15 protein-coding genes and 4 pseudogenes are annotated in these 12,714 nt (G+C 58.0%); 11 read left to right on the top strand and 8 right to left on the bottom strand.

The features are described 5' to 3' along the window. Positions 1–10: 10 nt before the first annotated feature. Both AWB80_RS20420 and AWB80_RS20415 read left to right on the top strand, forming a co-directional pair. Entirely contained in the window at positions 11–367 is a 357-nt protein-coding gene (locus tag AWB80_RS20420; RefSeq protein ID WP_061176477.1) for a hypothetical protein, read from the top strand. A gap of 26 nt (positions 368–393) precedes the next feature. Then, positions 394–1,352, top strand: a pseudogene (locus AWB80_RS20415) (SOS response-associated peptidase family protein). A 410-nt stretch (positions 1,353–1,762) separates the two neighbouring features. On the opposite strand, the gene AWB80_RS20410 reads toward AWB80_RS20415, so the two are convergent. Continuing rightward, positions 1,763–1,993: a hypothetical protein gene (locus tag AWB80_RS20410; protein WP_061176476.1), complete on the bottom strand. Its 231-nt coding sequence runs from the start codon at positions 1,991–1,993 to the stop codon at positions 1,763–1,765. Positions 1,994–2,255: 262 nt separating this feature from the next. Here AWB80_RS20410 and AWB80_RS20405 point away from each other — a divergent pair, with 262 nt between their 5' ends. After that, positions 2,256–2,963 (top strand): hypothetical protein, encoded by a 708-nt coding sequence (locus AWB80_RS20405; protein ID WP_061176475.1) that lies wholly within the window; start codon positions 2,256–2,258, stop codon positions 2,961–2,963. Positions 2,964–3,005: 42 nt separating this feature from the next. Beyond that, complete coding sequence (locus tag AWB80_RS20400) at positions 3,006–3,440, top strand: transcriptional regulator fis family protein (RefSeq protein ID WP_143328094.1); 435 nt, start codon at positions 3,006–3,008, stop codon at positions 3,438–3,440. A 91-nt stretch (positions 3,441–3,531) separates the two neighbouring features. Here the strand turns inward: AWB80_RS20400 and AWB80_RS44040 are convergent, their stop codons facing one another. Then, positions 3,532–3,864 carry a hypothetical protein gene (locus AWB80_RS44040; protein ID WP_160147461.1) on the bottom strand — a complete coding sequence of 111 codons (333 nt, stop codon included), beginning with the start codon at positions 3,862–3,864 and terminating at the stop codon, positions 3,532–3,534. 301 nt (positions 3,865–4,165) lie between these two features. On the opposite strand from AWB80_RS44040, the gene AWB80_RS20390 reads away from it, so the two are divergent. Then, the gene (locus AWB80_RS20390; protein ID WP_143328092.1) at positions 4,166–4,483 is read left to right on the top strand and encodes a hypothetical protein; all 318 of its coding nucleotides are present in this window, start codon (positions 4,166–4,168) and stop codon (positions 4,481–4,483) included. Between the two features lie 178 nt (positions 4,484–4,661). On the opposite strand, the gene AWB80_RS20385 is transcribed toward AWB80_RS20390, so the two are convergent. Further along, the gene (locus tag AWB80_RS20385) at positions 4,662–4,901 is read right to left on the bottom strand and encodes a hypothetical protein (protein WP_061176471.1); all 240 of its coding nucleotides are present in this window, start codon (positions 4,899–4,901) and stop codon (positions 4,662–4,664) included. A 23-nt stretch (positions 4,902–4,924) separates the two neighbouring features. Further along, complete coding sequence (locus AWB80_RS20380) at positions 4,925–5,848, bottom strand: tyrosine-type recombinase/integrase (protein ID WP_061176470.1); 924 nt, start codon at positions 5,846–5,848, stop codon at positions 4,925–4,927. Between the two features lie 236 nt (positions 5,849–6,084). Here AWB80_RS20380 and AWB80_RS20375 point away from each other — a divergent pair, with 236 nt between their 5' ends. Continuing rightward, complete coding sequence (locus tag AWB80_RS20375) at positions 6,085–6,996, top strand: H-NS family nucleoid-associated regulatory protein (protein ID WP_087131444.1); 912 nt, start codon at positions 6,085–6,087, stop codon at positions 6,994–6,996. Positions 6,997–7,537: 541 nt separating this feature from the next. Here the strand turns inward: AWB80_RS20375 and AWB80_RS20370 are convergent. From AWB80_RS20370 to AWB80_RS20360, 3 genes are read right to left on the bottom strand one after another with little or no spacing between them, the layout of a single operon-like run. Continuing rightward, positions 7,538–7,714 (bottom strand): hypothetical protein, encoded by a 177-nt coding sequence (locus tag AWB80_RS20370; RefSeq protein WP_341866822.1) that lies wholly within the window; start codon positions 7,712–7,714, stop codon positions 7,538–7,540. Positions 7,715–7,770: 56 nt separating this feature from the next. After that, complete coding sequence (locus AWB80_RS20365; RefSeq protein WP_061176467.1) at positions 7,771–8,505, bottom strand: RES family NAD+ phosphorylase; 735 nt, start codon at positions 8,503–8,505, stop codon at positions 7,771–7,773. Next, entirely contained in the window at positions 8,498–9,169 is a 672-nt protein-coding gene (locus tag AWB80_RS20360; protein WP_061176466.1) for a hypothetical protein, read from the bottom strand. Before AWB80_RS20360 ends, AWB80_RS20365 begins: the two co-directional genes overlap by 8 nt. Positions 9,170–9,461: 292 nt before the next feature. Between AWB80_RS20360 and AWB80_RS20355 the strand changes: the two genes are divergently transcribed. The 3 genes and pseudogenes from AWB80_RS20355 to AWB80_RS20345 form a co-directional block, all read left to right on the top strand. Then, positions 9,462–9,731 (top strand): CopG family ribbon-helix-helix protein, encoded by a 270-nt coding sequence (locus tag AWB80_RS20355; protein WP_061176465.1) that lies wholly within the window; start codon positions 9,462–9,464, stop codon positions 9,729–9,731. Continuing rightward, positions 9,728–10,051, top strand: a complete 324-nt coding sequence (locus AWB80_RS20350; protein ID WP_061176464.1) for a type II toxin-antitoxin system RelE/ParE family toxin — start codon at positions 9,728–9,730, stop codon at positions 10,049–10,051. The genes AWB80_RS20355 and AWB80_RS20350 overlap by 4 nt, the downstream gene beginning before the upstream one ends. A gap of 584 nt (positions 10,052–10,635) precedes the next feature. Further along, positions 10,636–10,821 (top strand): annotated as a pseudogene (locus AWB80_RS20345) (RES family NAD+ phosphorylase); the annotation flags it as partial. Positions 10,822–10,944: 123 nt separating this feature from the next. On the opposite strand, the pseudogene AWB80_RS20340 reads toward AWB80_RS20345, so the two are convergent. Continuing rightward, positions 10,945–11,088: pseudogene (locus AWB80_RS20340) on the bottom strand (DUF3562 domain-containing protein); the annotation flags it as partial. Positions 11,089–11,090: 2 nt separating this feature from the next. Between AWB80_RS20340 and AWB80_RS20335 the strand changes: the two are divergent. Both AWB80_RS20335 and AWB80_RS20330 read left to right on the top strand, forming a co-directional pair. Continuing rightward, positions 11,091–11,322 (top strand): annotated as a pseudogene (locus AWB80_RS20335) (antitoxin Xre/MbcA/ParS toxin-binding domain-containing protein); the annotation flags it as partial. Positions 11,323–12,031: 709 nt separating this feature from the next. Continuing rightward, positions 12,032–12,661, top strand: a complete 630-nt coding sequence (locus tag AWB80_RS20330; RefSeq protein ID WP_061176463.1) for a helix-turn-helix domain-containing protein — start codon at positions 12,032–12,034, stop codon at positions 12,659–12,661. The last annotated feature ends 53 nt before the right edge of the window (positions 12,662–12,714 follow it).

Here is a 12,714-nt window from a genome sequence, read left to right as displayed (position 1 = left end):
AGGGAGCGAGATGAATAAACCCGATATTGGTGAACTAGAAGGGGCACGAGCCGATCTGCTGTGCTTCCTCGTGGCAACGGTTGCAGCCTCCTATGCGCTGACGCACGAATGGCGCGTCGATCATGTCGTTGAGAGTTGCCGCATCTGGCTCAAGCGCAACCTCGTCACGATGCATTGGCTTGAGCGGATCCGCATCGGCCAATTGGCCTTCAAAATCGCTCGACGCGACCTGAAGGGAGCGGGCATCGCCGTGCGCCAATCGGACGTGCAGGCGCTCTTTACCGGCGACATGGGGCTGAACCATGCGAGCACCGTGGTGCAGAAGATGATGAGACTGTGCCGCGAGGCTACGGGCACTGCAACCTAAACAGATCGAGTTCGAAGGGGACGGCCGTGTGCTATTCGGCGCAAATTCAGGCGGACTATCGCAAGTACGTGAAGATGTTCGGCGCGCAGATGGACATCCGCGAGTTCGCGCGCCTGTTCTGGGAGCGCGCCGAAGGCAGCAAGGTGAAGATTCCAAAGGCGATGGAAGACGCGTTCCTTGAACCTCAGACGGACGACGAGCGCCAGATCAAGCGATTCATCGATCGGTTCAATGCTGAGCAGGCGGCCACGCTCGAACAGGATCTCTTCAAACAGCGCAAGCGTCTCGCCGACGCTGAGCGCGCTTTGGAGACGAAAATCACGAAGGCAGCGAGTGAAAGTCGTCGCATTGCGACTGACAAGATCGACTCGAATCTACGCAGGCTCGAGGACCTGAGTCGAGCGACGCCGAAAGACCGCGACTCGCGGATTTTCCCCGGTCATTACGCGCCCGTGCTCGTGGTCGAGGACGGACAGTATGTCGTGAAGCCGATGCGCTATCAGTGCCGCATTGCTGGCAAGCCGGCGAACTACGACGCGCGCTTCCCCGGCACCTACAACGCCCGGCGCGACAATCTCGAAGGCTTCTGGAAACCGTGCTTTGGCGTATCGCACGGCGTGATGCTGGTCGGCGTTTTTTACGAGAACGTCAAGCGAGCAAAGTACGAGAATACGCTGCTTGAGACGCACGAGCGGGACGAGAACATCGTCCTCGAGTTTCGACCGAGCAACCGTCAGTTGATGCACGTCGCTTGTCTTTGGTCGCACTGGAGCGCGCCTGGCCAACCGGATTTGCTCTCGTTCGCAGCTATCACGGACGAGCCTCCGCCTGAGGTCGAGGCCGCCGGCCATGATCGTTGCATCATTCAATCAAAACCGAAAACATCCCGGCGTGGCTGAATCCGAAGGCGCCAAATTTGGATGCGATGTACGCCATCCTCGATGATCGCGATAGGCCGTACTACGAGCACCGGCTTGCCGCATGAATGCGAGTGAAAGCTGTCCAGATCTGCTGAGCCAGTGATTATCGAACGGAGTAAGTGGACGGGCACAACATGACGCAACTGGCCACCGCACTTGCCCTTCGCGCCGCGATCAACGTCCTTCGTGATTCGGCCAAGTCTCGCCGCATGCCTTCTGGTGGTCCGCTTGATGATGCGGGCGCGAATATCTTCATGTTGAGGCCGCGGAGGTTCTGGAAGAAGCGTTTTCGACACTCCGCAACCATGAGTAGTGCTCGACCAAGAGACCGGATGGAGCCTGGGTGTTGCTCGCACTCAAGCGCTCCGATGTTCGAGTTTGATGAATACGATTTCGCCGCGGCAAACGAAAACCCAACGACGGAAATAAGTAGGGCCTTGCGTAATCGCTGCTAATTCACGCAACTGTCACGCGGTTACTGGTGCGTAATCTTGAAGGGTGGGAGCGGAAGCGTCTCACCGTCAACAAATGCAAACGCGCAGCGAATCGCGAAGCGGTACGCACCGTCTTTGCTCGCAAACAATCCGAGATCCCCTAGGGAGGTCGCTTCGCCGTCTTCTTCGAGGATAGACGCGCGGGCAGCAAAGGCTCGCCCGACACGGGTGACCGAGGGCTGGATGGCTGCACCATGGTGATAGAAGATCATCCTGTCTGTCCCCCTATATGTCGTGCGAGTAAAAATAGCGTACTGCGGAAAAAAATCTAGCAGTTCGAGAGTTACCTTTTTTGAACGGCCGCTTAATTCTGCTGTGCTCTCGTCAATCGCCGTCCAGCGAATACCATCATCAAAGGATTGCAGGAAGTCACCGTCGCATGTTCCCTACATTGGATAGCCGGTGGTTTCCCCGATATAAGTTGAGCGAGCAGAAGTCCTTATACTTTCTCCTCCCAAACTTCGAGGACTGGCCATGTGGCAGGCGCAATGGCAGCAGCTGCCGGCATTTCTGACGCACATTGAGTTGCCGAACTGGCCGAGTTGGCTAGGGATAGTCGGCGCTTCGAGTGCCGTGAGTTCCATCGTCGTTTTGTTGATGCAGGGGTTGAGGAATCGAATCGTCCTGCGACGAGAGCGGCGCGACGTCGCGCTGGAAGTCGCGATCTCGCTCGAAGGCTATGCGCGCGAGTGTCGTTCCATGATGCACCGCGCCGACTGGGCACGCGCGGAAGTTGCGCGCTCGGGCAACCGTGACGCCGCAAAAAGCGCGATGCTGCCGAAATTCTCGTTCCCCGAAAGAATCCAGTGGATCAGGCTCAGCCATCGCGTTGTGTCAGAACTGCGTGACTTCCCGGCCCATGTGCATGCGGGTCGGAGCGACCTCGACGCGTTCGCCGAGTTTGGCGATCCGTCCGCCTATTGCGAAGAGGTGAGCTTTGAGAGCGCGAAGGCGGCGCGAGACGCGCTCGTCTTGGCACGAGAAACCCGAAAGAAGCACGGCTGCGTGCCGTGGCGCCCAGGTGCGAAGGATGCGGATCTGACTCGCGAGCTGCTGACGTTCATTTCGAGCGCGAACGAGAAGCGCCAAGCGCATCAAGATCCTCTCGGCCAGCACCGGGCTGCGCCGCGTTCGTTACACGCGGCGTCGGCCGGCGGTGAGCCAGCCATTGCGCCGCAGTGAGTCAACGCCGTTAGTCTAGTCAGCGAGAAGGCATTCGAGATCATGCCCGTATCCAAGAAGCGGAAGGCCCCAAAGCGGACTGCGCGCGTTCTTTCAAAGCGATATCTGTTGCCGATGCCGCGGCAGGACGCGGACGGACTCTGTCTGCAGACGCGGCTTGCACTCGAAGCGGCGCGATCGCGGCGTGCCGCCAGTCGGGAGATGACCGTTCTTGCACAAGCCGTCCTGCTGACGAGCTTCCTTACCGAGTCGGGGCACGGACTGCTTGCACTGAGCTGGGTCCGTCAGGTCGAGGAAGCCGTGCTTGCGGTACTGGACGAGGGTAAGAAAACTGGCGAATGGAACGTCGACGAGACGATCATCAAGTCGCTCACTGTCATCGTCAACGAACACGATCGCCAACTTCGGGAAGTTCGCTTCTCTGAAGTTGTCGCGGCGACAGAGCGTCTGGACAAAATGATCGTAGCTGCGCGTTAAGGAACTAGGCGATCCGTCGCGGTCCAGTAGCGATCTCATCATGACCCAGTGAGCGTCGCTTGCCGCTACGACGCTCTTCGAAAGCGTTTCGTTACCAATGGTCAAGGTTTGGAGGCTCATGATCTTGGGACTGCGTGAGTAACCATTCTTCCGCCTGTTCAAGCAGGCAGCGGGCATACTCGGAAACGAACACGCTGTCGATGTGATCCGTCTTCCCGAAAACGCTCACCATCACGCGCCGTGCTTCGGTCGCGAAAGCTGCCCGGTCTTGTTCCGAGTCGAAGAAAACATCGGTGACGATCCTTTCGGCAAAGTCGTTGATTGTCCCGACGACTTTGCCGTCCAGCAGGATCTTGCCGGTCGCATTGAAGCCGCGTCGTGTCTCGGTGAACTGGATGCTGAAGGGATCGATGGTGTAGGTCATATTGGCCTGATTAAGAGCGTTAAGTGACGCGCCGGTCCTAGCCACCACGATTCGGCGCATCTCCCAGACTAGGCCTACCTTGCGTAAGTCAAGGCTGCTTGTCTCTCCACGGCCACGTGTACCAACCTTTGCCACCATCGAGCTTTCCATGTCACGCTGCCGCTGCCCGCAGACTTCGAATTTCGTGATGAAGACGGCAGGTGTCTCGTTCTTCCATAGGATGACGCACAAGGAGATCTGAAAAATCAGGGGGCAGTCGAATGATGTTGCTGACGAATGTGCTAACCGCGACGCGGGCGCGATGAAACGCAAGCTCCCGCGTTTCGAGCCCGTGGGCGTCAATGAGGGCAGGGCGCTCTGGGTGAAATACCGCGGAAATTCAGAGGTTCAGCGCATGCTGTTGGAGATCGCGCAGGCGCGCGAGGCGATTCGCGAGATCGCGGACTACTTTGCCTTGGTGCAGAAGGCATGGGAGGAAGAGGATCTCGGCCAACTCGTTGCGCTGGAGAAGATCCGACTATTGCTCATGGAGCAAAATCTTCGGCACCGTGCGCTTGCGGGGTTGAAACCGCCGCCGTGCGACAAGCCAGACGAGCCCGAACCGGCACTCGTCGACTGAAAGAGCTAAAAATGACTGGCATGCTGCGAAAGCTGCGCCAATCCGGACATTGGGAGCCGGTGAGCGTGGCAAGCCGGTTACCGATCTCTCGTCCCGAATTACTAGCCGTCTGCCTGTACCGTTGTCGGGGACGCCTTGCACGAGCGGCATGCCTCTGCGTGCAACCTTCGGCCAGATTCTACTTCGATCGATTGAGGATCTCGACGTCAAAGCCTTCCGGCCATCCCTGATTGACGACGCGCAAGGCGTCTTCCGCAATCAATTCCGGTGCAACATTTTCGTAGTCGCCTTGCGGCGTAATGAGCAGCAGCGCGCACGGAGCGCCCTTTGCGGTGGCAATTTTCTCGGCAAGCGTCGTCATCTCCGAAGCCCACCGATTGATCTGATCCTCAAGGATCTTCTTTTCTTCCTTTTTCATCGTTCGCTCTCTCTTCTACTTCATCAGCCGACGATACTCGTCGGCTCCAAGGTTAGTCGCAGCCGGGTCACCGTACGGTGGCTCGACAGTCCCAATAGATTGCTGACTTGTTCGTTGGTCCCACCAGCCGCAATGTGCCGACGGCCGTAGGTATTGCGGAGCAGTCGAGGACTCTCATCGGACGCTGACAGGCCGGCGCGTCGCAGAGCGATGCGAACGCACTTCACCAGCGTATCTGGTTTCATCGGCTTACCGCTGCTCGTTGCGACGAAGAGCCACTCGGTCGGGCACATCGACTCGGTCCGGACGTGATGATACACACGGAGAATGTCGTAAGCGAAGCGGTCGACTGGAACACGTCGAGCCAAACGTGGTCCGTGCTTTTGCACCAACAGGCTAGGTCGCACGCCTTCCATGTCAAGGTCTTGGACGCGAAGGAGGCTTAGCTCGGCAGCCGTGACACCACAGCTGAGAAAAAGCGCCACGATTGCCGTGTTCCGCAGGTCTCTGGCTGACTCGGAGTTCGTCAAACCGCAAACAGCCTGCAGTCGCTTGTCATTCTCTTCTGACAGATAGATTGGTGTCGGTTCTTCGTCCGGCCAGTGCTCTTGAGCCAGCATTTCGGCAGCGGGATTCGCGGCGCGCAACTCGATCGCAACCAGGTGTCGCGCGAACCGATCGATCAGTTTGAGATATCGATGCCGTGTGGTCGTGCCGGGCTGACAGTCGTTCGCAAGCTCATCAAAGAATCCTTGGATATGGTCGGACCCGAAGGTGGTCACACTTTGACGACGCGCCAACAGAAAGTCGTTAAATCGAGAAAACATCGAGCAATGCTGGACGACGGACTGGTCGGCAAACGCCCGCCGATCCGCGCCGGTCGCCTCGGCGCGTTGCCATTCGGAGTACGCTGTCTCGGGATCGGATAGCCACAAATCTGTCGACATGAAAATCGATATACTGAATTTTGCCAGCCTCTAATCTAACGCGAAGCTCACGCTTCGCCAACACCTGTATTCAACCGGAAGTCTCTAGTGCCCGCTCAAAGCGAGATGAATACGCGTGAAGTCACGAGACTTGTCTGTGCATTGAACTATTTCAATGACGGTTTAGTGCGTCATCGCTAGCTCTATTGTTTGCATTCGTGGCATAGTGCCGATACTTTTCGAATGCGGAGGATGAGATGGCAACTCTAGAAGCAATTCAAGCGCGCATCAAAAAGCTTGAAGCACAGGCGCAGGCGCTCAAAGCCAAAAGCGTGAGCGGGGTACTTAAGCAGATTCATGACTTGATGGGTTGGCACGAGATCTCAATGGAGGATGTTTCTGCATTCGTTGGCGGCGCCGCACGTAGTATCAAAGCGAAGGCAACGGGAAAGGCCGTTTCGGCGAAATACGTCGATCCGAAAACGGGCGCATCTTGGAGCGGACGGGGCAGGGCGCCAGCATGGATTGCGAACGCGCGCGATCGAAGCGCATTCCTGGCGGACGGAACTGCTCCTGTTGAAAATCCGAAGGCCACGGTAACCCGCCGGAAAGCTGCCCGGAAGGGTCCTCAGCCCGCCCTTTATCGCGATCCGGTCTCTGGGAATACGTGGAGCGGATTTGGTCGTGCGCCGGCGTGGATCGCAACAACCAAGGATCGCAGTACGTTCCTCATTGCTGGAAATGCCGTTGCGAGCGAAAGCGGGAGAAAGGCGAACGCCGCTCCGGCGAAGAAGACCGAAGTAGCAAAGAAGACGCAGGCGAAGGCAGTGACGACAGCGAAGAAGGCGGCGCCTCCCGTCAAGAAGGCGGCAGCAAAGAAAGTGACGGTAAAGAAGGCGACGGCAAAGAAAGCCACCGCAAAGAAGGCGACGGCAAAGAAAGCCACCGCAAAGAAGGTGGCGTCAAAGAAGGTCACTGCGAAGAAGGCCACATCCGCGAAGAAGGGCGCGGCAACTAAATCGGAAGGTAACTCGGCTGCGTCGAAGCGGGCCCGTTCGATCGGTGTTCGTTCAGCTCGGAAGGCTCCGTCCACGGCGGAAAATGTAGTGCCGGCGCCTGAGAGCTCCGTGCAATCTGCCGATACCGAATCGCAAACTAGCGCAAGCTAAGAAAGTAAGTCTCGATTGTCGCCTCGCGGCAATCGAGACTGCAGGAAAGACCCCGTCGAGGCTGGCGATTGATCGGCCGCCGAGGTCTGGAAAGCTGAAGCGCTTTTCCCGAGACGATCGCTATACGGGGAGCGCTGAAGCTTTACCGTACCGAGGCGGCGGCGCAATCAAACACACCGTCAAGATTTCAAGGCGCTTGTACTTCTGGGAGCCCCTTGCGGACCTCGTGTTCGTCCGGGTCATCGTGGCTGCGAGCGATGTGCCCTGCGATGGTCACCGCCTCATTGCGCGTTGCCGCTCGATCGCCACGATCCCAGCGACTGCCTTGATCGGACGGCCGGCCATCGGCCTTATGGAAAGCTTCACATAAGGCCGACAAGGCGTACGACGCGAGTTCATCGACCAGGCGTCGACGCCTTTGTTGCGCCTCTGCGTAGTGGACAGCGTCAAGCAGCACGGCCGTAGGCAATTCACGGCCGGCAAAGCGTTCAAGGATGCGGTCAATCGGTCGTGACCTGGCGCGCGGTTGTTATCGAGCCACTCAGAAAAGTTGGCCGACAAGCGGTTGCAGACTGGTGAGCTTGACAGCGCTCAGGCGCTCCGAGCCATCCGGATGAATCGATCTGATCATCACGCGTTGACCTCGTGCTCCACCCAAGACCTCGACGATGCGATCGCCATAGCGTGCGATGGTGCCGCGCGGCGGCTTTCGCCTCATGATGTTTCGTTTAGAAGAAGAGGGCATAGACAGATCTTGCAGATGCGACGTCAGTTCTACTTTCCTGGCGTTACGTCAACGCCGATGCGGTCTGCAAGATCCAGCAGTTCCGCGTAAGCCTGCTCGTCTCTCAATAGATTTCGTGGGCTGCCGACCTGCTGCAGCGTCCCCTGCGGAACGCGATCACCAAACAGCACCACGGCGCGCGCCGTGTCGTCCTGGCGCGAGATCCAGGAGAGCCCTTGGATGTCTTCGTGCTTTTCATGAATGGCTTCAGCCCACAGACGCGTGTTCGGGTATTCGTTCTTCTCTGTGTCGATCAACTGCCTGCGTTGCACGCCGAGTTTGCGTAGCGCGAGGCTGCTGAGGTCGGCAAGCTTTAGGTCGCGCTGGGCCTGCACCTGGGAATGCACTTGACCCTCGAGCTTGTCCTTGGCGTAATTTTTATAGCCAGGCGCGTGGGAGACGTCGTGGAACACCGATTCCATGGCGGCTGCGTCGAACGTGATCGCCGCGTAGATGGTCGGAATCGCGTTGCCTTTGTTATCGCGGATCGGACTGAAACGCGCATTGCCTTTCTTTCCCGGATTGAACTCGCCAGCTTGGTACTGATCGGAGTGCACCCGGTGCAGCACCTGCTTGCTGGTCAACGTCCATGGCGTAACATGAAGTGTCGCCGTCGGCGCCGGAGTCGGCGCCGACGTTGAATTCGACTGGATCTTGCTAGCGTCACCATCGCCCGAAGATGCGGCCGTACCTGCCGCTGACGAAGGCGTGCGGGGTTTAGCCATGCAAGACGCCTTCCACTTCGTCCTGGGCGGCGGCGACAACTTGCTCCGGTTCGACCGCAAGTACATCCTGAGGGCGTCGGCCGCCCAAGAAGCTGTTGGCCGAGAGAAACCAGTAGGCTAGCCCCCAACTATCCTTCTTGTCGCCGAAGACATCCAAAACGGGTTTGAGAGCCTTGCGCGGTCGCCATCCGGCCGCAGGATCAAGGCCGTAACCCGGAAAGTAGTCGATGCCGTTGTGGTGAATCGCGAAGATTCGGCGCTCGCGTTTCCACTTGTTGGGCTGGGTGCTGGGATTGGTTGCGCTCAAACCAGCGAGTTCGGCGACCTTGGCCGCGGTCAGCCAGTCCGCTCCTTCCAGCACGGCTTTGCGCGAACGCGCGAGCATTGCTGCTTCTTTGAGCAAGTTCGGTGTCGGAGGCGCCTTGGGTACGATGGCATTGACCAAGGCCCTGAGCGTCTGCTCATTCTGCTCGCTTAGAGTCTCGCCAATGAACGAGACGACGGTGGATAGCGCTTGGGCTAGCAGCACAGCCTGCTGAATACTCGCATGAGCCAGAGGCACCACGATGACCTGTTCAGCCTTGAATTGCTCGAGCCGGGTTCGCACCTCCTGAGGGGTGCCTACCAGGGGGGCGAATTCGGTGGGTTCATGAAGAGCAGGCATGGCAGGCTCCTAGATTGATTATAACGAGTATCTAACATAATGATATCCGAAATAATCTCGTGTGTCACCGTCGGTGCAACCGGCTAAGCGCTTGTGCTGCGCGGAAGGTCGCCATATCGCTGAGTAGCATCATGTATTAAGCGATCCACGAAATGTTGATCATGTTAGTTTCGTCAAATTCGACAAGGTGAGGGTTACATCCGACCTAACTCCGACGATGCGGTCGCCCGTGCAACCTACAGATTATTGTTTTACAATAAATCCTATTGTTGATGATAATTGAGGCCAGATCATGGTTGCCGAGACTCGCACGCTGACGGCGCAGGTGCCGATTGAGTTGGCTCAGGAAGTGGATGCCCTGTCTGAGTTGCTCGAGCGACCTCGTCAATGGATCATCAAGAAAGCATTAGTTCAGTTTCTTGCACGTGAAGCGGAGAAGCGCCGTTTGATTCAAGAAGGTTTAGACGACGTAAGCGCCGGACGAATGGTATCAATGGAACAAGCCCGCGCTTGGGCCAACAGTATTGGAACGGACGAAGAACGACCGGTGCCCAAAGCGTGACCGTTAAAGTACTTCCGACCAGTAAAGCGATGTCCGACATGGCGCTGATCGTTGAACACGTAAAGAAATTCAATGATGGCGCGACGGCGCGTCGGATCGTCAACGCGCTGTTCGACGAAGCGGAGCGCCTAGGACAAGATCATTTCCATCGTCTCGGGGAAGAGCTTGACGGTTATGACGGGCCGCCGGCGCGAGAAGTGCACCGCTGGGTCTGCCTCGCAGGTCGATACGAGTTGCATTACGAAGTCCTACCCGCTTACGCTGAAGAACCGAGCACGATTGCTATTTTGCGGGTGTGGGACACTCGCCAGGACCGATAGCAACTGGCAGCATCGCGTCCACCTGAGAGCCTTGCCATTGCCGCCCTAGACATTCGCTAAGCGCGCGAACCTTCCAGTGAGAAGTCAACGGCATTCTCGACTTTGCATAGGACTATTTATAATAAGCTCACTATGCTATTTGTGTAAAAGGTCGTGGACGATAAGGTGAGTTTTCGAAGCGCGTCCGCTAGGTCGGCACGCTTCACCTGCAGCCCGGTTGACCAACTGGAAGCGGGCGATCTTGCCGCGGACCGGCTTTGTCGGTTTATTCGGCAGGAAGAGTCGAACCGATCTGCACGAGGACTGACGGGCGTACCGCGGGCCCAGCGCGGTCAGTTTTCTGCGCTCGGCAGGTCGGACAAGCAGGACTCCGGTCCGGCGATGACAATCGCGTTTTATGAACGCAAGTTTTTCGCAGGAATGCGGCTATTAAGAAACTGAGAGTTATCTAAATAGCTGTGTTTTGAACGCGTCAGCGAGCTGAGCCGACGATTGCTTGATGCGCTTTCTGCGCCGACCCGGACACCAGCGAGACATTAAAACCATGCCTGATAATACGAATTATCAGGCATGGAAGGGGCGTCCGTGTCGCGCACCGTTTCGGCGACAAGTGGATCGAGGAGGGGAGATCAGCGGTGTTGGTGGTCCCGTCGGTCGTGGCGCGGGCGGAATGCAATGCCGTGGTGAACCCGGCACACCCGGATGCCGGACGTCTAGTCGTCTCGGCGCCGCAGCCTGTCGTGTGGGACCAGCGGCTGTTCGCGGGCGGACCGGACGTGTCACCGAACAAGTTGAGCCGTGTCGCGCCACCGAAGCAGCCCGATACCATAAAGATCGTGTTCCAGCGGCTTCAGGGTGCGCGTCGATACAGGCCCGTACGTCCGTACCGGCCGTCAATGAACCTCATCTTTGGAATTGCGCAGGTTGTCGCGCACGCGGCGCGCCACGAGGACCGACAGGTAGTCCACGATGCGTGCCCCTTCGCTGAATTCGGCCCACGTCTCTTCGAACATCCTCGAGACCGTTTCCTCAGGCGTGTCGCCACCGAGACAAGCTCAGTCGCGACGAGTCTGAAAGGACCGAGCGGCTCCCACGGATCGTCGCGACCGCACCCTATGTGTGGGACGACAGGGTGACGCGCGGGAGTTTCTGAATACGGTGCACCCGTTGCTCGAAGGGCGCACGCCGGTGGAAGTCGCTTTGAGCGAGCTCGGCGCGCGGCGCGTCGGAGCAACTGTTCTGGAAGCTGGTTCTATTGGCGGCCGGCATGACCTCCTACATAGAGGTGTTGAGGTGCCGGCCTGATGCGGATTTCTAGAGTTGCAGATTGCAGATCGACGTCATCCGTTGGAGTGGAACGGGGGCGATCTTGGTCGGCGGCCGCTTGAATAGCACAGGGCGCCCGGTCGTGTGGGACCGGCTGATCGTGGGCGGACCGGACGTGTCGCCCGAAAAAGCTGAGTCTTGTTTCCTGAAAAGAGGTCGGGTAGGCATCGACCAAGCGGTTGCAGAAAAGGGCGAGCGAAGAAGGCGTTTCGCTCGGAATGCGTCCGGTGCACCTCCCGTTCCGACCGTTGATTGTCCAGCGCGTGAACAATGCCAGTTGGCTCCTCTGCCGCCGGCCTGCCATGTGCGCGGCACTTCGCTGCGCTAAAAATACTCTGCATCATCAGGATTGCAACTGAGGCGACATGCTTGACGTGGCACATGAAAAGGAACTGAGCTCTCCGATGGGAGCGGGCCGCGAGCATATTCGACGTCCCGTTTACGAAGCCGTGGCCAACGCGTGGAGCGCCGACGCGGTTGTGAGCCATCGGCCACCACTTGACGCTAGAACCACCGGCGAGTCAGCAGGCGCTGGCATTGTTTCGGCGTAAGATTGAGACGTTCGATTTGCCATTGGTTAAAATTTTTAGGTGCCGTTTACCATTAGGAAAATTTCTTTGATTTTTTTTCCGAGTGACGTAGTATGGAGAGCATATGCAGGACACAGAAAGCAGTTTGGACGCCGCTGCGGCTCATGAGGACGACGGCGAGGTCTCGCAACAGGGTGCGGAAGATCGGATTGGCGAAGACGTCCGCAGTCTGCGCAAGGCGAAACGGATGACGCTGGCCGAGCTGGCGAGCCGCATCGACCGGTCGATTGCTTACCTCAGCAAGCTGGAGCGCGGGCTGACCAGGCCTTCGATTACAGAGCTGAACGCAATCAGCGCTGCGCTGGATATCAAGATCAATTTCTTCTTTCACGAAACGACGGCACGCAAACCGTCGGAGCGGCGGATGGTCGTCAGAAAGGCGGAACGGAGAAAGCTGAACTTTGCAGCCGGCGTGACTGACTTTCTGCTCTCGCCGAATCTGGATGGCCCGTTGGAGTTGTTGAAATCAGTCTTTGAACCGGGCGCGGGAAGTGGCGACGTCGCCTACAGCCACGAAGGCGATGAGGCTGGCGTAGTCCTGTCGGGAACGCTGGAGTTCTGGGTCGGCGACGATCACTTCACCGTGGAAGAAGGGGACAGTTTTTCTTTTAAAAGTTCTATCCCGCACAGATACAGGAATCCTGGATCGGTCGAAGCCGTTGTCATCTGGGTCATCACGCCACCGTCATACTAGGCGGCGAATGCTACCCCGACTCCGGTGGACCACTGTGCAAAACGCAATGGTTT

Origin of the sequence: Caballeronia pedi (assembly GCF_001544915.2) — a bacterium.
Classification (GTDB): domain Bacteria; phylum Pseudomonadota; class Gammaproteobacteria; order Burkholderiales; family Burkholderiaceae; genus Caballeronia; species Caballeronia pedi.
Note: the sequence above shows the minus strand (reverse complement) of the source record. Positions and strands in the feature narration are given on the sequence as shown.